This is a genomic window from Bartonella mastomydis (assembly GCF_900185775.1).
GTDB classification, from domain to species: domain Bacteria; phylum Pseudomonadota; class Alphaproteobacteria; order Rhizobiales; family Rhizobiaceae; genus Bartonella; species Bartonella elizabethae.
This window is the reverse complement of the sequence record NZ_LT883138.1, coordinates 819,703-841,856: the sequence shown is the minus strand read 5'-3', so window position 1 is coordinate 841,856 and position 22,154 is coordinate 819,703. Positions and strand designations below refer to the sequence as shown.

Sequence of the window (22,154 nt, the reverse complement as noted above, 5' to 3'; positions counted from 1 at the left end):
GGTCCCGTAGCTCAGCTGGATAGAGCAACGGCCTTCTAAGCCGTGGGTCACAGGTTCGAATCCTGTCGGGATCACCATGTTTAAGAAAATTAATAGATAAAAAAAGTTCGGGAGTTTTCCTCTAATTCTCTTAATTTATTTTTCTGTACACCTTGAACCTTTTTCATGTTTTTTATTAATGCTATTGCCTGTTTTGTTGGTTGTTTGAGTATAAAGTGATGACATGCTATTTTATGGACAGCCAAAAGTACTTTAAGTTGTGATATAGTAGCTCCTGTATTTGCTTACCACGTATTGCTGGTCATTTTTTACCCATTGCTGATTTTTTTAATGAAGCCGCATTCCATGCTTTAGAAAACAGATTGCCAAAACTTCCTTTTAGGCACTTCTTTCCATTTTTATGAAAATGAATGTGCTATTTCTTAGATGAGGTTTAAGCATTGCGACTAATGCCGGTACAATTACACAAAAATGCCTACTTTAAATTTTTTATATGAATAATATTACTAGGTTTTTCAGTATGATCTTTGGTAAAATGATTGGTTTTCAAGGCATGATAGATTCCGTTTAGAAACGTCTTATGAAACACTGAAGCATGAAAATGGTATCTGTTTATGATAAGAGTTCAAAAACATCCCTTTGGGGATAAAGGGTGTCTTTTTGTCTTGAAAGCTGTACCTTATAATCTGTTACTATTTTAGAGTTCTTTCTTGTATAAAAAGAGGCTGTGTGTTTTGCACAGATAAGATACTTCAATAAAAGATTGTGCAAAGAATAGAGTGCTACTGTATTGTATATTTATGCGCTTGTTTTAAAGAAATAGCCTTTAAAGCTCTCAAAAGCCTCATTTCAGGCTGGAGCTCGTGAATGATATAATGGGTGGCTGAAATTCATTAAGCATCATCATTTTCTACGCTGATGAAAGAATAAGCTAGCACATCGTACATTTTGCCCATTTGTTAGCCGCCAATATTGCGATAAACCTTAGCTTTTTAGATTGTTATAGGTATTTTAGTGCTTTTTTGTATAATGTTTATCTATATGGCAATCTTCTTTGTGACGTGCAAGAGGGATGGTTTTGATTGATTTAATATGGGAACAGTTTGAAATGAGAGAGCTTTACAAAATTTGGATTTCTTACTCTTTTGAATATTTCATGATGATCTGTCATTGCAGGCTTAAAATACTGCTTTAAAAGCAAGTGTTTCACGTACTGAAGAGGTTGTTATTATGTCTCTAGCTATTATTTAAACAATAGATGTTCCGTCAATAGAGAAGAAAGAATCAAAAAAATAGAAGATCGATCAGCAGCTAAACAATATTTTTTTAGAAAAGCAGTCGAATTTTTTCGGAAGAATTTTACAATAAAAACTTCTAATCCGTTGAAACTGAAACTGTTGTGGCGTTTATGATTCTTTTAAAGAGCTTATCTGAGGCATTGTAAGAACTCAAAAAGTATTAAAAAATACACCGCAAAGCATGCTCTTTGGAGAGGCGTGTTGTAAAATCCCATAACCTTTATTTCCGCCCCCTATACCCTGAAGAGAATATGACAAATCACTGAGTTATTGATGTTATAAAGGCTGAATGGTGGGCGTGACAGGGATTGAACCTGTGACCCCTACGATGTCAACGTAGTGCTCTCCCGCTGAGCTACACGCCCATTCATCGATGTTGCATACACCATATAGAATGACAAACGTCAATGCTTAATTTCATTTTCTCTTACAACAGATGCAAATAACTGAGAAAAACGTCCCTTTAAGCAGCAATAAGGATCTTTTCAACTTCATTGACAAGTTCACGTAAGTGAAATGGCTTAGAGAGAACTTTTGCATCGGGAGGAGCATCACTATTTGAATTAAGTGCAACCGCTGCAAAACCTGTAATGAACATGACTCGTAAATCAGGGTCAATCTCAGTAGCGCGTCGTGCCAGTTCGATTCCATCCATTTCTGGCATCACAATGTCAGTCAGGAGAAGAGAAAATGGTTCTTCTTGTAAACGTTCATATGCGCTAATACCATTATCGAAATCGGCAACTTCGTAGCCTGCACGTTCTAGGGCTTTTACAAGAAAGCGACGCATATCGTTATCATCTTCTGCGAGCAGGATTCTTTTCATGATTGTGTTCCAATGGCTCCATTTGTCACAGTTTTCGCCACATCAATTATACAATACAGAGTATTTATAAAAAAGATGGAAAAATACTCATAATTGAAATGAATGGCAAAATGGTTAATTCTTATATTTTTATGCAAAATACAACATATTCGTTGTGAGTTGGTTAAATTCGAAATATATGTGATTAAAAAAAGGAGGGACGATCTAAAACTTTTAAAATGATTCATTGCTATTTTTTCTTTTAAATTGTCTGATTCCTATCAGAGCTCCATTAAAAAAATTATGAAAACCGTTATTGTAGGGATTCTTTATATCGAAAAATTAGAAGAATATTATGTTAATTTATTGTTTTTTAAAGATTGTTTTTAAAAATAGTTTTTTATAGTGTAAATGAATATTACAACAATGTTTTTTAAAGAGTTTTTCTTTAAATGAATAAATCTATTACTTTTTAGATATACTATAAAATCAGGGTTAATAAGATATCATAAATATTATTTTGATGCATTATGTATCATGGTGTATTAATATATACTCATTATATTTGTTTTGTTAACTTATCTTATTATAAAAATCATAATATTATCCTTTGAATATAAGAATATACTTTTTATATTCGTTATTTTTGTTATGAGTTGTGATGAATATTTATTTCATGGCTTGCCTGTAGGGTCTATAAAACGAATCATATAAGTGGTTAAAAATAGAATCCATTATAGAATGATGTTGCTCATGGAAGTTTTTGCTTTTGGTGGAGCAAAATGAAAGTTAAGGTTTTGTATTATTTTATAGATGCGTTATCGGAGATAAATGCATCAAATGCCGCCCAAAATTGCTTTTTATAATCTTTGTTATACATGATTGTATCAAGTTCAGCACCTGTAATAGTAATACTTTCTGTCAGACGTGTGTGTTGGCATAATTTCCGTACTTCAATGCTGTTGGCAAGATTGTTTTGATTGGCGAGAATAAAGAGTGTTGGGATTTGTAAATGTCCGTGGCCTATATTTTTCTTCATAGAATCAATCGCATTAAATACCGATGCCATCCATCGAGATGTTGGGGACTTAATGGAAGGGAATAGCCCTTGATGCATGTGCTCTAACTGTATATTTTTTAGGTTTGTTTTTTTTAATTTTTTCCCGTTTTTTGCTGGGATAAAGCCAAGGCCTATATCAGAAAGAAATTGTGTTAATTTATGTTGAAAACTGTTCGTTTTATTGCCGAGTGGAGCAAAAAGGGGAGAAACACAGAGCAATCTGTTAAACTGATGATTAATGAGATCTAAGCCGCTAAGGGCGATCAATCCCCCCATACCATAGGCGAGCATAGAGTAAGGGGGGGGGCAATTAGGATAAACAATATTTTTAAGAAATTCATATAAGTCATTAATATCATTATTTATATCAAAATAATAATGTCGGCTTTTTTTTCTTGTCTTGAAGGACATTTTTTTTTGATCAAACCAGTCAAATATTGCTGTGTGAAAACCGCGTTTAGAAATTTCATTGATAGGTAAAAAATATGTTTCTAAAGTATTTGCGTCGTTTTCAAGAATAACAATTGTTCCCTTAGATTTTTCCGCTTCAGGACATGTTATTGCAAAACGAATTTCGCGATCTATTGCTATTTTAAGGATACCATGATGGATATGAGGAGGAGTGGAACCCCAGTCTATGGGATAAAGAGGTGTTTTCAATTGAAATCCTTTTAAGTGTATTTTCCGCTGAGTTCAACGTGAGATAATGAGAGGACTTTGATATTTATGTAATGATGAAGAAGGATTAAGAAAGGGGTAAGTTGTTTTTTAGATAGTTTTTGTCAATTTAGGTATAAAAGAGTTGAAATAAGAGAAAACGATTACCAAATAATACGGTGTGGTTGCCATGATGGGACCACAGCTTCACAAGTAAGTTTGCCATTTGGGAACTTTGTGAATCAATTATAAATTGTAGTCGCTCTAGAGGAGGGCAGTATTATGCGTCAAGTAGACTTTTCACCATTTTATCGTTCCACAGTAGGTTTTGATCATCTTTTTAACTGGTTTGATTCAAGAACACAACCGGAAGAAGTTTCTTCTTATCCCCCTTATAATATTGAACGTTTAACCGAAGATTCTTATAGAATCTCTATGGCTGTTGCTGGTTTTTCTCAAGATGAAATTGATATTGAAACGCATTGTAATCAGCTGATCGTTAAGGGAGACAGAAAGCCTGAAAAGGATGATGAAGAACGAGAATTTCTTTATCGAGGTATTGCTTCGCGTGCTTTTGAACGACGTTTTCATTTAGCTGATCATGTGAAGGTTATTGGGGCAGAGCTTGGAGATGGGCTTCTTCATATTCAGCTAAAAAGGGAAATGCCAGCTGAATTAAAACCCAAAAAAATAACTGTGCAAATGTCACCATCCATTACAAAAAATGATAACAGCAGCATTGTCGCATAAAGAAAATTTAAAAAATATGAAAAGTAAATAATTATAAATTTTTTAAAGAATAGTCTAACGCGAGGCAGAGGTCTCGCGTTTTCTGTGTGTTATTGTGAGAATAAAGATGATTCTCACAAAAACGTCCTCTCTAAAATTGATGATAAAAATATTATCGCACATTGTTCTATGTTGAAGAAAAAAATCATGGATGTGCAAGTGAAATAAAAAATTCTAAAATAAGCTTATTTTACAGTATTTAGAAAATGGTCGGAGCGGCGGGATTTGAACCCACGACCCCTTGACCCCCAGTCAAGTGCGCTACCAAGCTGCGCTACGCTCCGATTCCCGTGTGAAACGATTAAATGACTGTTTCTTTAAAGGCAAGAGAAAAAATAAACAGAACAAAATCTAAAATGCTCTTACACTGACAACTTTTGAAAGTGAAAAATTCTGCCCACCAATAGATTTATGCATTTAATTCTTTTGCAGATTGTGAAGAGAGAAGATTTGTGATTTTAGGGGTATTGGGGAAGAAGGGGAACGACCATAAGTATGGAAGATCTATTTTCTTTATCTCACAGGTCATAAAAATGAATGTTTTTAAAACGTTGAAATTGAATGTATGGCATTGAAACGTTTTCTTTCATTTAGAGTGTTTATAGCAGAGGTATTTTACTTCTTATGGGGAAAAAATTGTAAATTCTAGATTATACAATCAAAAATCTTATTCTATCAGGATACATTTTTATCCCAATAAAAAGGTTAGGATGTTTTAATTTATGTCTTGTTGTTTTTCTTCTAAAATACCAGATAGTAAATATGGTAGAGAAAAAACGTTTAAAGTGTCTATTGAGCTAAGAAAAGAGTAAACAATGAGTCGTTTTTCGGTAATAAGTTTAACACACGCCGCTGTGAATCGTGTTAAAGCGATTATGGATGCTAAAGATGCACGAGGTATTCTTGTTGGGATTAAAAAAGGCGGCTGTGCAGGGATGGAATATACAATTACTCTCGTCAAAGAAGAGGGGATAGATGCGGATGTTGTTGAAGTGAATGGTGCTCGTGTTTTTATCGCGCATGATGCGGTGTTATTTTTATTAGGAACGCAGATGGATTATGAAGTAACAACGCTTCGTTCGGGTTTTGTTTTTAAAAATCCTAATCAAGTTTCAGCATGTGGGTGTGGCGAGTCGGTAGAACTTCGTCCTGTTTCCCAAGATCAATATAAAACAAATCAAGCTTCGTAAAATTATCCAAGTTTAGAGAAATTATCATTAAGTAGATTCTGGGATATTTATTCTTTTGGGTAGGAAAAATCTGATATTTTTTATTGTTCTTTTTTAGCTTTCTTCCAAAGTGCTTCCATTTCACTTAAGGATGCGTCAGTGAGTCTTTTAGATTGAGTGGAGAGCTTTTCTTCAATATAGGCAAAACGACTTCGAAATTTTATATTTGTTTTTTTGAGTGCTTTTTGTGAATCAATTGCTAAGTGGCGCGCGAGATTAAGAAGAATAAAGTAGAGATCTCCAAACTCTGCTTCTATTTCTGAATTTTTTTTATTTTTGATGGCTTCTTTGAGCTCTTCGAGTTCTTCTTCTATTTTTGCAAAAATTTTATCACTTTCTTGCCAATCAAAACCCACTTTAGCCGCAGCTTCTTGTAAAGAAAGAGCTTCTTGATTTGCTGGCTGGATTGGTTTTATTTTTGCAAGAATGCTTGGATTGTTGTTTTCTTTGTGCAGTTTCTCTTGTGTAGCCTGTTCTTCTTTTTTTATATATTCCCACTCTTCTCTTATAAAACCTCGTTTTTTTTGTTCGGCATTTCCAAAAACGTGAGGATGGCGACGAATCATTTTTTCCGTAATTGCATAAACGACATCTTCAAAAGTAAAGCTACCTTCTTCTTGTGCAATGGTAGCATGATAAACAACCTGTAAAAGAAGGTCACCAAGTTCCTCACAGAGATCTTTTTGGTTTCTTCGTTCAATGGCGTCGATGACTTCGTAAGCTTCTTCGAGAAGATAGGGTATGAGGGATTCAAAAGTTTGTTTTTTATGCCAGAGACAACCATTATCAGGATTGCGTAAAGCAGTGATAATTGCGGTGAGATCTTTGATATTTTTTGAGGCTAACATTTGTACTTCCTCTGTAAGCAATAGAGCTTATGTTAAATGTCCCAACGTCTATGTAACCACATCCATTGTCCGGGGTATTCACGAACCCAAGTCTCAACAATATCATTTAGTTTTTGCGTAGAAGCAGCGATATCGATATCATTTTTTTCATCTCGTGGAAGTTCTACACGTTCATATAATTCTAAACGATGACGTCCTCCAGGCAGACGAATACAACGTGCTGGATAAATATCACAGTTATATTGTCGTGCAAGCTTTATAATTAAGGGATTTGTTTTAAGGGGTCTGTTAAAAAATGTTCCCATAATACCGCGGCGAAATTTTTGATCAACGAGCATACCAACATTTTCACCTTCTGCTAATTTACCTGCTAATGCCCATGCTGCACCGGCTTTTGAGGGAACAAGATGCCCCATAGAAGTTTGTCGTGCTTTAAGGACTCGTTTGGCAACATAAGGATTATTGGGTGGTCTAAATAAGACCGTAACATTTAGATCAAAACTTTGTGCGCAAATAGGCAGAAGTTCAAAATTTCCAGTATGCGCTGTGAAAAAAATATGGGGCTTTTTTTCTTCTTTTAATCGTTCAAAGATTTCAACTCCTTTAACTTCAATAAAACCTGGCTCATCTGCATGAGGATCAAAATCAAAAATTTTATCAAGAAAAATATATTCGGCTAGGAAGCGTCCTATATTTTCCCACATTTCTATTGCAATCGCATAGCGTTCTTGCTCTGTTTTTTCAGGATATGCATTCTTGAGGTTTGCAAGGGTTATTTGATGACGATGTACGAGGGGACCGATTTTTTTTGCCAACCAAGAAAAAAAAGAAATTCCCATTTTGGCTGGAAAGCATTTTAGAATAAATAAAGAACCAAAAAGCAGATATGCCCATAACAAGTAGGAGATTTTTTTAGCTATAACTTTAATACGATAGATGAGATTTTTAAGAGAAAGCTTCATCATGATTCAATTGATTTTAAGAATAATTTTACCAAAAACATCACGGCTCTCCATTCGTTTTAAAGCTGTATCCATTTCATCAAGTCCAACAATTGTATCAATGACAGGGTGTACGACTTTTTGTGCCATTTTTTGCATGGCATTTTTCATATTTTCCATACGGCAGCCAAATGAACCAAATATCTTAAGTTGTTGCTGAAATAATTGCATGAGATTTATTGATGCTGAAACACCAGAAGTAGAACCGCAAGTTACTAAGCGTGCTCCTTTTTTCATACACAACAAAGAACCGTTCCATGTATCGACCCCAACATGCTCGAAAACAACATCAACACCTTTTTTTTGGGTTAATTTACGCACCACACCTTCAAAACGATCTTTACGATAATTAATCACATGATCTGCTCCAAGAGACTGTGCTTTTGCAACTTTTTCATCTGAACCTACTGTCGTTATAACGGTACATCCCATATGTTTTGCAAGTTGAATGGCAGCAGAACCAATACCGGAACCACCAGCTTGTATCAGGATTGTTTCTCCTGCCTGTAGTTTTGCGTTATCGAAAAGCATATGTTCTACGGTACCAAAAGTAATTGGAGCAACAGCGGCTTGAAGTTCATCACATTGGGGAGGAGCTGGAATCAATAAACGTGCTGGTAAATTGACAAGCTCACAAGCAAATCCATCAAGATGAAAACCGTAGACTCCCTTTACATCTGTACAAAGATTATCCCTTCCTTCTTGACAAGCTTGGCACACCCCACAGGTTTGTGCTCCATAAATTGAGACAATCTGTCCAAGTTGGAGATTTTCAACGCTATCTCCTATTTGTATAACCTCACCGGAAGCTTCTGCACCAATGATAAGGGGCATTTTTCTTTTCGCGAAAGCCATTCCACGCCAGCCCCATACATCAATATGATTAAGAGCAACAGCTTTGATCCGCACTGTTACTTCATTAGGGCCAGGTGAAGGTGGTGGTGCAATATTGGTGATTTCAAGCCGACGTTCATTTAGCAATTGTAGCGCACGCATTATTCTTCCCCTTCAATTCATAATTGCTATTGCTTCAGTATGATTAATTTTGGTTAGTATGGAAAAGATTATCCTTTATAGGCTGTGAGAACAAGACTCGTGTTTTGACCACCAAATCCAAATGAGTTTGACAAAACTGCATTGACATTGGCTTTACGGCTATGATGAGGAACAACATCTAAAGGGATAGCAGGGTCAGGATTATCGTAATTTATTGTAGGTGGAAGTATCCCCGATTGAATAGTTAAAAGCGAAAAAACAGCTTCTATGGCACCAGCAGCCGTTAAGGTATGCCCAATCATTGATTTATTAGAAGAAACTGGAATATGCTCTAGAATGTCACCGAAGACTGTCGATAACGCAAGATATTCCATTTTCTCATTTTCAGGCGTTGAAGTGCCATGGGCATTAATATAGTCAATTTCATGGATGGTTATTTGTGCATCATTTAAGGCTTTGCGAACGGATCCAATGGCTGGTGATGCATCGGGTTTTGAACGTGTACGGTGAAAATCATCGGCTGTTTCTCCACAGCCCGCTAAAATTCCTAAAATTGTAGCATTACGGTTTAATGCGCTTTGAAGAGATTCAAGAACAAGAGCGCCTGAGCCTTCTGCCATAACAAATCCATCTCGATCTCGACTAAAGGGTTTTGCTGCTTTTTCTGCAGGTTCATTTTGAGTGGAAAGAGCAGAGAGTAATGAAAAGCGAATGAGAGATTCTGCTGAAACGGATCCATCTGTCGCAATGGTAAGAGCGCGATTTGTTTCACCTCGTCGAATAGCTTCAACACCTAATTGAATTGCTGTTGCCCCAGATGCACAAGCCGTAGAAAGTGTAACGGGAAGACCCTTTGTGCCAAACGTTTTTTGCAGTTTTTCTGCAATGGCACCAAATTGTGTGGTTTCAAAAAGTGCCTCATGGCGTTTATGCTTACAGATTCTAAGAAGATGTGCATAAGAAGGCTCATTATTGAATTCTTCTTCTTGGTCAAGACTAAAACGTGCTTGCCATTCAAGTTCAACAGGAGGCGCAGCTAAAAAGAGTGGTCCATTAAAATTTGTTTTATCAAGAGCAGCTTGTTCTAAAGCCTCTTCAGCAGAAAGATGGGCAAGCTTTTCAGAAAGAGCTGAAGCACCAAGCGTACTTTCTTTAAGAAAATCAATTGTCCCAGCAATATATGTATTTAATCCTTCAACGGGAAAACGCGTTATTTTGTGGATGCCGCTTACACCGCTTGTTAGTTTTTGCCAATTTTCATGTTTCCCTTGTCCTAGTGATGTAACAACGCCAGCTCCAGTGATGGCCACAAGTGGACGTCCAAAATGATCATGATATTTCACGATAGAAATTCCCCTTCAAACAGCCGTAAGACGCACAACACCTTCAGCTCTTTTTATACCAATAGTGGTAACAAATATTTCATGGACTTCTTTAGAAAAAGGTCTTTCATGAGGGCTTAACGCTGGAAAACAGTGTTTTTTTTCAATTGAAAGTGCTGCAAGGGCAAGAGCTAAGGGAAATTGTGCTTCTCGCATATAACCGAATAATGTTGTAATACCTCGGTAAGATAGATTAGCGTCATCAAGAGCATTTTGTTCTGCTTTTGTTGCTTCATGAGCACCTGATGCCGCTGAAATGGTTAAGGAGTCTTTAGCGCCTATTGTTTTCAACATTGTTGCAATTGATTCCTTAAGCGGCGTTTTGGTTCTATCTGTTTGGTCTGTAAGAATTTGGCTAATTTCAGCATAAGCACGTGCATTTCGTTTTTTTGCATGTTCTCCACTTTCAAGAACAAGAAAGACACCACCAGAACCGGTGATAATACCACCACCAGGGTGAGCTCCACGATTCCACACAGGGCTCCATCCATTGTGGCTTAAAAGACCACCAAGTTCATGAGCCAACAACATATCATAACTTTGCGCATTATAGGAACTTCCCACAAGAGCATGGGTACTTTGTCCTGATTTAATACGGGCGACAGCAATTTGAAGTGAAGAAAGTCCACTGCCTTCTTCTCCCATAAATGTGCGAGATGATCCAGTGACTTTATGAACGATTGAAATGTTTCCCGCTAGAAGATTTGAAAGTTGTGCCAAAAATAATGTTGGACGAAGCTCAGACGAAAGTGCAACATTTAATATAGAGGCAGGATCGGTGACTGTACGTGCCTTAGAAAGAATTTGTGTATCAACAGTAATATCACGTTCTCCTCCACTTGCAGCTACGATCATGTCCATTGTTGACGTGAATTGTTCATTATTTTTCATGCCGGCATCATCAAGAGCAAGACCAGCCGCATAGGTACCAAGACGCTGCCATGTTCCCATTTGCCGTTGATCACTTTTTTTGGGAATTTGTAGGTTCCAATCAATTTCAGGCAATTTATGAACTGTGTAGGGCGAAAAAGTTGTACAGTCTAGGTTTGGTGTACAGATTGGATCATTTAAGAGGCTCCAATGTTGATCAGTTCCTTCCCCCAGAGAGCTTATGAGACCTATACCAGTGATGAATACAGATTGATCATGCATAATGAAAAAATTACTCCGCCTGTTTTAAGGCAACGAGATCATCAATTTTTGCACAAAGGTTTTTGAGAACAAAGTACTCTTCTGTAGCAACTGTACCTTCATTGACTTCTTGCGTCCATTGCTCTAGGGGAACTTTTATTCCAAAAGCTTTATCAATAGCGAAGACAATATCAAGAAAATCAAGACTGTCGATTCCCAAATCATCAATTGTATGACTTTCAGGTGTGATTGTATTGCGATCAATTTCACTGATTTCTGCAATAATATCAGCAACTTTATCAAACGTGGAAGGCAATGTATGGATTCCTTATTATAGAGTTAGCAAATTCAAAATATATTTAATATTATTTTCTAGCCTTTTTTCTCTTTAAAAAAAAGCCTTAATCCAGAATATAACTGTCTTTTCTAGAGAGAAAAGAGCTTTACAGTATGTGAAATACTATATCTCAATATTTAAAAAACTTTGAAGTTTTATTGTACATTTATTTTACGGATTTATTTTTTCTATTTGCTGCAAGGACGGCAAGGGCTGTGATATTAACAACGCCTCGTGAAGTTACTGAAGGTGTTAGTATATGGGCGGGACGTGCTGCCCCTATTAAGATAGGACCAACATGAAGTGCATTTGTGAGGCTTTTAACAGTATTGAGCGTGATGTTGGCTGAATCAAGTGTTGGAAAGACAAGCAAATTTGCTTCACTTTTGAGACGAGAATCAGGAAAAACACGATCACGAAAAACTTTGGAAAGAGCTGCATCACCATGCATTTCACCATCTGCTTCTAAATGAGGGTGTAATTTTGCAAGAATTTCCGTTGCTCGGCGCATTTTACGCGCACTTTCTGTGTTTTTAGAACCAAAGTTTGAGTGTGATAATAAGGCTGCTTTGGGGGTTATTCCAAATGCTTCAACTTCTTGAGCTGCTAATACAGTCATTTCAGCAATTTCTTCTGCAGAAGGATTTTCATTAACATAAGTATCTGTGAGAAAAAGAGTACGCTGTTGAGAGATAAGCAAACTCATAGCAGAAAAACGATGAACATGAGGATCAAGTCCGATAATTTGTTCGATCAATTCAAGTTGACGTTCAAAACGTCCCTCTAAGCCGCAAATCATCGCATCTGCTTCTTCACGCATGACGGCAAGGGCAGCAATAGCGGTTGTGGATGTTCTCACGATTGTTTTTGCCATTTCAGGCGTAACACCACGCCTTCCTGTATAATGAAAAAATAAATTAACATAATCACGAAAACGTGGATCATCTTCAGGGTTTGTTAATTCAAAATCTATATTAGGACGAATTTTCAAACCAAAGCGTTTTAATCTTGCTTCTACAACATGTGGACGGCCAATAAGGAGAGGTGTTGCTGTTTGTTCCTCAATAACAACTTGCGCTGCGCGAAGGACGCGTTCATCTTCACCATTGGCATAGATGACACGTTTACGTTTTGCTGTTTTTGCGGCAGCAAAAACAGGCTTCATTGTTAAACCAGAAAGAAAAACAAATCGATTGAGGATATCATGGTAGGCTTCCATATCGTCAATGGGACGAAGAGCGACACCCGTTGCCATTGCTGCTTTAGCAACAGCGGGAGCAATACGTAGGATTAAACGCGGATCGAAAGGAGAGGGGATTAGATAGTTAGGTCCAAAATTGGGTGGTTCTTTTGCGTATGCACGTGCGACAACATCTGAAGTTTCTTCACGAGCAAGGCCAGCTATCGCATGAACAGCAGCCATTTTCATTTCTTCATTAATGGCAGTCGCACCTACGTCTAATGCACCACGAAAAATATAGGGAAAACAAAGGACATTATTAACTTGATTGGGATAATCAGAGCGCCCTGTGCAGATCATTGCATCGGGGCGTATAGAATGTGCTTCTTCGGGCATAATTTCTGGTATTGGATTAGCCAGCGCTAAAATGAGTGGATTTTGAGCCATTCTTTTAAGATATTCAGGCTTTAAAACCCCCCCCGCCGATAGACCTAGAAAAATATCTGCATCATCAATAATATCAGATAAAGTTCGTGCGTCAGTTTTTTGTGCGTAATTGACTTTCCAACGATCCATAANGTCTAAAACCCCCCCCCCGCCGATAGACCTAGAAAAATATCTGCATCATCAATAATATCAGATAAAGTTCGTGCGTCAGTTTTTTGTGCGTAATTGACTTTCCAACGATCCATAAGGGTTTGGCGACCTTCATAAACAACGCCCTCTAAATCACTAAGCCAAATATTTTCAACTTTTGCTCCAAGACGGACCAAAAGATTAAGACAAGCGAGGGCGGCAGCACCGGCACCTGAAGTAACTATTTTTGCATTTTCAATTTTTTTTCCTGAAAGATTTAAAGCATTTAATACAGCCGCAGAAACAATAATGGCCGTTCCATGTTGATCATCATGAAAAACTGGAATATTCATCTTAGCGCGCAGCTTTTCTTCGATTTCAAAACATTCAGGAGCCTTAATATCTTCAAGATTAATACCACCAAATGTAGGTTCTAAGGTCGCTACTGTTTGTATCATTTGTTCTATATCGGATGCATCAATTTCAATATCAAAAACATCAATATTGGCAAATTTTTTGAATAAAACAGCTTTGCCTTCCATAACTGGCTTTGAAGCGAGGGGGCCAATGTTTCCTAAACCAAGAACAGCCGTTCCATTTGATATAACAGCGACTAAATTAGAACGAGACGTATATTGAGCAGCAAGATTGGGATCTTCATGAATTGCAAGACATGGTGCGGCAACGCCTGGGGAATAAGCAAGAGCTAAATCACGTTGATTATCAAGAGGTTTTGTTGCTTGTATTTCCAATTTTCCAGGTTTGGGGTGTTCGTGATAAAAAAGTGCAGCACTGTCAAGTTCAGCTATTGGTGAACTGAAATTACTCTTTCGTTCTTTAGACATATTCATGATATCCAAGTTAGTGTGTGTTTATATAAGTGTTTCATCTACGATAAGGTTTTGTCCACTAATAGATCCTCATTTCTCTGAATATCAAAATGCATGAGCATGAGCAAATTTTTTTGGATCGTGAAACCAGTTTGATGTTCCTTTTATTTGTGCCCATGAATAATTTCATTGAATGTAGCACGTTTGGTTTTCTTTCCTTAATAAAAACGTGTAAAAATTGATTAGTCTACAAACAAGTAAAATATTTAATAATGATTACATTATAAAGCCATTATTGTTTTTACAATTCTTACAAAATAAGGAAATAACATAAGAGAGTTTACTGTTTATTTCATCCGATTTTTATAAATATATATTTTATTTAAAGTTTTATACGGAAGTAGAGGAAATTTTAAAACAGAAATTTGAACGTTATAAACTGTTTATTCAGCTCGTTATAAGAAGATGGGAGCATTTAAATTGTTAATCGTTTAGAGCTGTATTTTTTATATACTGGTAGCCATGTGTTTTAATAAACGAAGATGTCACTGAAAAAGTTATCATTGTGCATTTTATACACGAATTCATATATTCCGTCTAACGCGTTACTTTATAATTTAGAATGAAATATTCGTATGTTAAATGGGAAATTTGAATACACTAAGATTCATCCATTTTAAATTCGTCTATATAATAAAAAATATTTACTTATATATTTCAAATGAGCTGTTTTAATAAAAAGAATGAAAAATTTTGAGAGTTAGAAAATAAAATAATATTATTGGTTTTGTGCTTATAAAAAATGAAATGATTAAGGGGAGGATAAGGAAGTAGAAAATATGCTTGATCGTTTTTAAAATGTTAGGCTATTTGATGAGTTGTTATGCTTTCTTTAGGGTTATCGCTTAGGTTCTCAAAGAGAAATGTATGCCAATTATCAGCCTTTGAAGTAAAAGCTCCAGTTGATCGCAAAGCACTTTATGATGAGCAATTAAGATATTTAGAAAAAGAAAAGTGGAAAAACATTTCCTCCACTTTTCTTATTGTCTATTGGATTCGTCCACTTGCATGAGCAAGCATGGTATAAACTTTCCCTGTATCTGATATCAGGTATTTGCGAACTGAGTTGGAAGAACCAGAACTGCGCGATATATCACGTAAGAGCTTTTCGAAATCCGCAACATATTGATTCACTGAACGTTTAAACTCAGAATCGCTCATATATTTTTTCTTAATCATTTCAAATATTGTTTTTCCATTCAAGGTATAAAGGCGTTCTGTTACGATATTTTTTTGTCCACGTTGATAATGATCCCATAGCTCAACAATGGCATTGTGATTAATCGCTTGCACAATACCTGATGCTAACGCGTTAAGAGAACTGTTTGCAGGACGTGGTTTTGTTTGCACAGATGTTAAAACAGCATCATTTGGGGTTTCATCATAAAATGTTTCTTCACGTGAAGCTCTTTCTAAGAGGTTTGATACCCATTTATTTGGTCTTTTTTTGCTTTGGTCTTGTTGCAAAACAGGCTTAGGGGGAATGATCTTTTTAATGGATTCAGGGGAATTTTCACTTCTCTTATTAAGTATTGAAGATGTAGGAAATGCCGATATTAACTGTTCTTTTGCACCCTTTTGATCATGTTGTATAACACTGACAAGATCTTTTAATGCTGTAATTTGCTCATTCAAAGCTGTACGAATTGTTTGTGTTGTTTCTTTTGTTTTTTCAGGAAGCTTTTTAGCATTTTCATGAATATCATTATTAATCTTTGAAAGCTCTAAACGAACTTCATCCGCGGAGCGGCGTATATCTTCTGCTGCTCCTGAAAAACGCGTTGATGCTTCACTAATAAGCTTATTGAGGGATTGTTGAAATGAATCTGTGGCGTTACGCGCATTCTTATCAGAGCGTTCAAGGGCTAAGTTGAAGATTTTTTCATAATGCTCAATCATTTGATTAATTTCATGAGACTTGGAGACAAGAGCATCGCTTAATGCAGAAAGCGTATTATGTTTTTCTTCAAGCGTTGAACTCAATGAATTTTCTGACTGTTCAAGAACGTGAATAGTTTGGGAAAGTGTTTTTGCATGTTCACCAAAACTGCTCGTTATATGATTAATTTGTTCAAAGGTGTTGTTTGACAGTCCTTGTAGAATTTCAACATTATTATTAAGTGCTTGATTTGAGGCTGATAAACGCTCCGCTACTTGGTTTGTATTGCGGAAGAAATTGTTCGTCGTTTCATTAAGCTGACCATCAATATTTTGAACAGCTGATAATAAAACATTACTATTTTCGTGGAAGTTGTAAATTGATTGATTCAACTGCTGTAAGATGGATGAGACATTATCAACAAGCTCTTCCTTCATAGCCGTTACTGTTTGAAGTGTTTCAGAGTTCGCTTTGTTTAAGCTATTCACTAAAGATTCATTATGTGCATAAATTCTTTGTTCAGCATCTTGTGTGGAGAGAGAGAGTTGTTCACCGATATGCTGTGTTAAAGAATCAATTGATTCTGTTGTACTTTGTGCTGCTTGATTTAAGTGATTTGTTAGCTCTGTTATTTTTCCAACATGTTCTGAAATTTGTGTTGCTGTCTGATTCTTCGCATCTTCCAGACGGCTTGTTACATCAGAGAGCTGATGGCCTAAATTATTTTTAAGATTTTGTATAGAGTGATGAAGAACATCACAACGTTCGTTAAGAACTTGCTCTATTGCTGTTGTTGATGTGTGAATTGTTTCATTCAATAATGCTTGTGCATTATGACTGGCTGTTGCGAAAGCTTCGACAGTATGCGCTGTTTGTTCAGACAAAACGGATAGAACTTTTTCACTGGTATCATAAACTGTTTTTTTAACGTTTGATACAATGCGATTGCCTGACTCTGAAAGAATACTTTCAGCTTGTGCGGTAACATTCGTAACAGATGAGAGAATTTTTTCACCTGTAGAAGAAAGAATATCAGAAGCTTTTATAATGTTATTATGCAGATTATCTGTGACTGTATTAACAGAATCCTCTAAGCTAACACGCAGATTACCAACACTGTTTTCCAGCGCTTGTTGAATTATCTGACTTTGCTCATTACTCAGCATGAGAGACGTTTTTAACGTGTCAGAACGTTCCTCAATAACAGATGTTTGCATATCAATAGCTTCACAGACTTGGCTAAATTTTTCAGATAATGTTTCCTCTAGCGTTGTTGTCCGTTCAAAAATTTGGTGTGCACGATCTTCTAAATTTGTATCAAATGATTCCATGCGTGTTTCAAGGGTTTCAAAGAAAACACCACTCGATTGAGAGAGAGTATTCTTTAAAATTTCAGCGTGGCTCTCAAGGTTTTTGATATGATCTTGAACCGTTTCAGTAATGTTTTTATTATTGGCGGCGATTGCACTCTCAACTAAATCTATTTGTTGTTTTAATGCAACATCGACACGTATATCACTTTTTGCGATAAGGTTATGGATTGTTTCCATGCGTTGCTCGAGTGTACGTGCTTGATCAGCAAGAACTTCATTGAGAGAAAAGCTATTAATTGCTAAAGAGTCACGCAGAGCATCAGCGCGGATGTCAATATTTCGCGCTTGTGCTTCTAAAGCATCTTGCGCTGTATTGCAGCTTTGTACAATGACTTCTTGTAGTTTATCAGTGCATTGAATGATGTTTGCAATATGATTTTCAGCTTGTTTATCAACGCCTTGAGCATTATCAGTTAAAACTTTTTCAATATGAGAAGTATTTTGGACCAAGATATCAATCTGATTTCTTAATGCATCAGTGATTTTATTCTTCTCGTTATCAAGCATGTCCGCCATGAGAGCTCGTTGATCAGAAAGCTGCAATTTAAAATCTTGTGAACGTTCTTGTATAATATCAACAATGGCATTGTCGACATGTTGAATTTCTTCTCTCAAATTTTCTTTACTTTTATCAATTGCAGACAGAATAGCTTCACGTCCATTTGTAAATGCATGGGTAATGTCTGCTGTTTTTTCTTGGAGGTTTTCATTTATTTTCAAGACATGAGCTTCCAAGAAGTTCCCAAGTTTTTCAGCATTATCCTCTAAAGCTTGACTGCGTTCTATAAAGGAATCGATAATGGAGTTACTGTGTTCTTTAAGAGAGAGATCAACAGTTGCTAAACGTTGTTCAAAGGCTCCAATGGCTTGTGAGGTTACGTTATCAAATTTAGAAGAGAGTTTATGTGCTTGGTCGTCAAGCTTTAAGATCTTCTCATCAAAATTCTGGAGAGATTGATTATTGCGATCAAGAAGAGCTTTATCTAAGGCTTTAAACTTTTCATCGACAACGTGCAAAGTTTGATCTGTGACTGCTTGTATATGTGTTGCAATTTTAGCCGCATGCACTTCTGCTTTTGCTGCTGTTTCATTGAAGGTTTTTTCTATTTGTTTTTCATTATGATCAAATCGTTTTGCAAAACCATCAAAGTTTTTTCCTAATTCATCGAAAAATTCTGTGTTTTTCTGCTGAATTTGTGTTGTTGTTTCGTTAAATTTTTCAACAAGCTGATTTGTTACACCATCACCGGCATAGGAAAGTTTTTCAACAAGGTCTTCACCTTGCTTTTGTAAAGTTTGAGAAAGAGTTTGTGCAAGCTTTTCAACATTGGTGACAATTTTAGAGGTAACCAAGCCAAATTCATCGCTCAGTTGTTCTTGGGTTCCTTTAATCGTTGATTGTACACGATCGGCGTGATTCAAAATGGCTATGCGTTCATTACTCAATTCTTTGATGAGTGTATGAATGCGTGATTCGTTTTCAGCATAGGCTTGTTCTAGGTTGTGAACTTCACCTTGTATGATTGCTTCAAGTTCAACAGCACGTCCGAGGGTACGTTCAATACCTTCATTCATTGCTGCGACTTCTTCACGAATGGTTTGCCCTATAGCAATAGCTTGTTTTTCAGATAATTGTTGTGGCTCACTAAGGCGTTGTGCAGCATTTGTCATAAGAAGAGCAATATTATGCAATTCGTTCGAACGTTTTGTTAATTGAGCAACACCCCAAGATATAAGGATAGGAATTGCTGTTCCGGCCGCTACAGCGAGTCCTGTTGGGGATGTCACAAAAGTACTGATATTAGACAAGGAGCTTAGACCAGCAGGGGCGAGCTTATGGGCAATAAAAGCTCCCCCAGTTGCCCATAAGGCACTAAGCGCTGTTGTATACCAATAGATTCGAGAGGAAGAACGTTGCCTTAAGTGTCCAAAATTTACAGGGCTTGTTATATCATCATTTGCAGGAAGAAGTTTCGTTGACAATAGTGTATTGTGAACCGTTCCTCCTGAAATATCAGGTGAAGGCTTTGGAGCAAAAAGCTGCCCAACAACGGATTTGTCAATAACAGCATCATCATGAATATTAGAGACAAAAGTTGAAGGACCATTTTCAGCAAAAAACTCTTCTTCTGCCATTGCAATTTTTTGAATCAAATCATCAACATTAACAATATTTTCAGAATTATTGGATGATATTGTTTCAAATGCTGTGTCATCGAAATCAAAGTTCATCGCTTTTGTGAGGGCTTCTTCAACTTCAACTTCAAATGTTTGCAATTTGGTTCTGCGTGCCATACTCGCCTCGTACTCTTACAGACGGAAAAAGGGATACATCCTCTTCCACATAATTTCCGCATAGTAGCTGTTAATTATTTAGAAAGGAATATGCCGAGGAAAAAAATTTAAAAACTTATCAAAATAAAGTTAACGCGGTATCTTATACTCTGCTTAAGAAGGTTATAAAATGTAATAAAAACAATTTATTATTTAATTCTCAAAAAAACAAAAATACTGTTTACAACTTGTGTTTATAAAAAACTTTATTAACCTATTTTCTTTGAGATAAAGACAATTTAATGGCAGTTATATATTAATGTTGAAAAAATAGTGCAGTGCGAATGCATTCTTGAGTTTCAATGCTCGATAATAAATGTTGTGGTCCCTTTACTTTTATTGATTCTAAAGGAAGAGGATTCATTATCTCGTACATCGTCTGTAATAGATTAGGATGTATAAAAATTTGTTTCTTAACTGTAAGTCCATAAAAAAGTAAATGCGAAAAAAATTTTAAATTTAATGATAGATTTTCATAAGTTGTACTTTATTATTGCTTTAAAGAGCAGTTTTTTCTAATATTTCAGTTGTTTGTTGCTAAAATTTGAAGCTTCTACGTTGACAATTGAATATTTTTCAGTCGATATGCATGCACGAATATTTTATGCAATCGAGATGAAGGTGTAAGAATAATGGCAGAGCGATCACAACACCTGCAAGATGTGTTTTTAAATACGGTGCGTAAGCAAAAAATTTCCCTTACCATTTTTCTTGTTAATGGCGTTAAACTCACGGGTATTGTAACTTCATTTGATAATTTTTGTGTCCTTTTGCGCCGAGATGGACACGCGCAATTGGTTTATAAGCATGCTATTTCTACAATTATGCCCGGACAGCCTGTACAGATGTTTGAAGGAGAAAGTCCTGAGTAAACATATCATTTTAAGATAAACCTCTTATCCCATTTTTAAAGTACTTAGATTGCTATGATAAATGAAAATGAGAGATTAGGAGGGGTATTTTCGCAAATTATAAAACAAGTGCGCGCACTTGTTTTGATACCGATTTTTCAGGAGAATAGAACTGAAAATTCTTTGAGAGAGTGTTCTGTATCTTCTCGCGTTCAGGAGGCATTGGGGTTAGCGCGTGCTATAAGGTTAGAAGTTGTTCATTATGAAACAATTAATATTACAACACCTCGCCCTGCGACTCTCTTTGGAAAAGGTAAAGCAGATGTGCTCGCCGATTATATCGATGAATATTCTATCGAGCTTGCGATTATAGATCACTTTTTAACACCAGTACAGCAGCGTAATTTAGAAAAATTATGGAATTGTAAAGTTATTGATAGAACAGCTTTGATTCTTGAAATTTTTGGTGATCGTGCACGAACAAAAGAAGGGGTTTTGCAAGTAGAATTGGCGCATTTGTCCTATCAAAAAGGGCGGCTTGTGCGGAGTTGGACGCACTTGGAACGGCAACGGGGGGGGCGTGGGTTCCTAGGTGGACCTGGTGAAACGCAAATTGAAGCAGACAGGCGTCTTTTACAAGAAAAAATCATTCGTATTCGCCACGAATTGGAAACGGTTATTAAAACACGTACACTTCATAGAGCAAAAAGAAAAAAAACATCCTATCCTGTTGTTGCTTTGGTTGGATACACAAACACAGGAAAATCAACTCTTTTTAACCGTTTAAGCGGTGCTGACGTTTTAGCAAAGAATATGTTATTTGCAACGCTTGATCCGACTTTGCGCAAAGTTGTTCTTCCCCATGGAAAAACGATTCTTTTGTCTGATACTGTAGGTTTTATCTCTAACTTGCCAACAAATTTGATTGCAGCTTTTAGAGCAACCCTTGAAGAAGTGGTTGAAGCGGATCTCATTCTGCATGTAAGAGATATGTCAGACCTTGATCACCGTGTCCATGCCCAAGATGTCTTAGAAGTGCTTTCAAGTCTTGATATCGATATTAATGATACAGAGCATATCATAGAAGTTTGGAATAAGATTGATATATTAGATGAGCAAGCTTTGAATGTTTTACAAACGAGTGCAAAAACACGATTAAATCCTGCTCTCATGGTATCAGCCCTTAAAGGGGATGGACTTGATCAATTATTAAGAACTATTGAAAAGCGAATTTTTGGAGAGGTGCAAAGCATTGAATATCTTTTAAAACCTCATGAAATGTCACTTATTGATTGGTTTTATGAAAACTCTGCAGAAATAAAGCAGGAAGGGCATGATGATGGCTCTGTTACCATTAGAGCCGTTCTTACTTCTGAAGCAAAAAAACAACTAGAAAATATCAAAAAAAATATGAATTAAGTTTTTTAAACTATTGTTGAACTTTTTTGCTCAAAATTTTATGTTTTTCTTATCTCAAAATAATATGACAGCAAGTTAAGAGGATAGTTACTACTTTCTCTTAATAAAACAATATGAAG

At 36.3% G+C, this 22,154-nt stretch carries 14 protein-coding genes, 3 tRNA genes and 1 pseudogene; 5 read left to right on the top strand and 13 right to left on the bottom strand.

The genetic code is table 11. The annotated features are described in order from the left end of the window. A tRNA-Arg gene (locus FJG96_RS06930) sits at window positions 1-77 on the top strand. A 1,511-nt stretch (window positions 78-1,588) separates the two neighbouring features. Here the strand turns inward: FJG96_RS06930 and FJG96_RS06925 are convergent. The 3 genes from FJG96_RS06925 to FJG96_RS06915 all read right to left on the bottom strand — a co-directional run bounded on the left by FJG96_RS06925 (window position 1,589) and on the right by FJG96_RS06915 (window position 3,823). Continuing rightward, window positions 1,589-1,663: transfer RNA gene (locus FJG96_RS06925), tRNA-Val, on the bottom strand. 98 nt (window positions 1,664-1,761) lie between these two features. Continuing rightward, the gene (gene cpdR / locus FJG96_RS06920; protein ID WP_005773448.1) at window positions 1,762-2,124 is read right to left on the bottom strand and encodes a cell cycle two-component system response regulator CpdR; all 363 of its coding nucleotides are present in this window, start codon (window positions 2,122-2,124) and stop codon (window positions 1,762-1,764) included. 781 nt (window positions 2,125-2,905) lie between these two features. Beyond that, window positions 2,906-3,823 (bottom strand): serine aminopeptidase domain-containing protein, encoded by a 918-nt coding sequence (locus tag FJG96_RS06915; RefSeq protein ID WP_139413320.1) that lies wholly within the window; start codon window positions 3,821-3,823, stop codon window positions 2,906-2,908. A gap of 279 nt (window positions 3,824-4,102) precedes the next feature. Between FJG96_RS06915 and FJG96_RS06910 the strand changes: the two genes are divergently transcribed. Continuing rightward, the gene (locus FJG96_RS06910) at window positions 4,103-4,570 is read left to right on the top strand and encodes an Hsp20 family protein (RefSeq protein ID WP_139413319.1); all 468 of its coding nucleotides are present in this window, start codon (window positions 4,103-4,105) and stop codon (window positions 4,568-4,570) included. Window positions 4,571-4,816: 246 nt separating this feature from the next. On the opposite strand, the gene FJG96_RS06905 is transcribed toward FJG96_RS06910, so the two are convergent. Next, a tRNA-Pro gene (locus FJG96_RS06905) sits at window positions 4,817-4,893 on the bottom strand. A 531-nt stretch (window positions 4,894-5,424) separates the two neighbouring features. Here FJG96_RS06905 and FJG96_RS06900 point away from each other — a divergent pair. Then, window positions 5,425-5,799 (top strand): iron-sulfur cluster assembly accessory protein, encoded by a 375-nt coding sequence (locus FJG96_RS06900; protein WP_005773451.1) that lies wholly within the window; start codon window positions 5,425-5,427, stop codon window positions 5,797-5,799. An 80-nt stretch (window positions 5,800-5,879) separates the two neighbouring features. On the opposite strand, the gene mazG is transcribed toward FJG96_RS06900, so the two are convergent. The 9 genes and pseudogenes from mazG to FJG96_RS06855 all read right to left on the bottom strand — a co-directional run bounded on the left by mazG (window position 5,880) and on the right by FJG96_RS06855 (window position 19,726). Next, entirely contained in the window at window positions 5,880-6,686 is an 807-nt protein-coding gene (mazG, locus tag FJG96_RS06895) for a nucleoside triphosphate pyrophosphohydrolase (protein WP_139413318.1), read from the bottom strand. 32 nt (window positions 6,687-6,718) lie between these two features. Further along, on the bottom strand, window positions 6,719-7,648 hold the full coding sequence (locus FJG96_RS06890) for a lipid A biosynthesis lauroyl acyltransferase (RefSeq protein ID WP_139413635.1): 930 nt from the start codon (window positions 7,646-7,648) through the stop codon (window positions 6,719-6,721). Window positions 7,649-7,654: 6 nt separating this feature from the next. Continuing rightward, window positions 7,655-8,683, bottom strand: coding sequence for a zinc-binding dehydrogenase (locus FJG96_RS06885; RefSeq protein WP_139413317.1), 1,029 nt, complete (start codon window positions 8,681-8,683; stop codon window positions 7,655-7,657). Between the two features lie 68 nt (window positions 8,684-8,751). Then, entirely contained in the window at window positions 8,752-10,026 is a 1,275-nt protein-coding gene (locus FJG96_RS06880; RefSeq protein WP_139413316.1) for a beta-ketoacyl-ACP synthase, read from the bottom strand. Window positions 10,027-10,041: 15 nt separating this feature from the next. Beyond that, the gene (locus FJG96_RS06875) at window positions 10,042-11,217 is read right to left on the bottom strand and encodes a beta-ketoacyl-ACP synthase (protein ID WP_139413315.1); all 1,176 of its coding nucleotides are present in this window, start codon (window positions 11,215-11,217) and stop codon (window positions 10,042-10,044) included. A 10-nt stretch (window positions 11,218-11,227) separates the two neighbouring features. Continuing rightward, entirely contained in the window at window positions 11,228-11,512 is a 285-nt protein-coding gene (locus FJG96_RS06870; protein ID WP_005773457.1) for an acyl carrier protein, read from the bottom strand. A 187-nt stretch (window positions 11,513-11,699) separates the two neighbouring features. Then, on the bottom strand, window positions 11,700-13,289 hold the full coding sequence (locus tag FJG96_RS06865) for a phosphate acyltransferase (RefSeq protein WP_425456570.1): 1,590 nt from the start codon (window positions 13,287-13,289) through the stop codon (window positions 11,700-11,702). Window positions 13,290-13,315: 26 nt separating this feature from the next. Continuing rightward, window positions 13,316-14,134, bottom strand: a pseudogene (locus FJG96_RS09220) (malic enzyme-like NAD(P)-binding protein); the annotation flags it as partial. Between the two features lie 1,032 nt (window positions 14,135-15,166). Continuing rightward, window positions 15,167-19,726, bottom strand: a complete 4,560-nt coding sequence (locus tag FJG96_RS06855) for a rhoptry family protein (RefSeq protein ID WP_139413314.1) — start codon at window positions 19,724-19,726, stop codon at window positions 15,167-15,169. Between the two features lie 671 nt (window positions 19,727-20,397). Between FJG96_RS06855 and hfq the strand changes: the two genes are divergently transcribed. Both hfq and hflX read left to right on the top strand, forming a co-directional pair. Beyond that, window positions 20,398-20,637 carry an RNA chaperone Hfq gene (gene hfq / locus FJG96_RS06850; protein WP_005773461.1) on the top strand — a complete coding sequence of 80 codons (240 nt, stop codon included), beginning with the start codon at window positions 20,398-20,400 and terminating at the stop codon, window positions 20,635-20,637. A 54-nt stretch (window positions 20,638-20,691) separates the two neighbouring features. Beyond that, window positions 20,692-22,035: a GTPase HflX gene (hflX, locus tag FJG96_RS06845; protein WP_139413313.1), complete on the top strand. Its 1,344-nt coding sequence runs from the start codon at window positions 20,692-20,694 to the stop codon at window positions 22,033-22,035. Window positions 22,036-22,154: the final 119 nt, after the last annotated feature.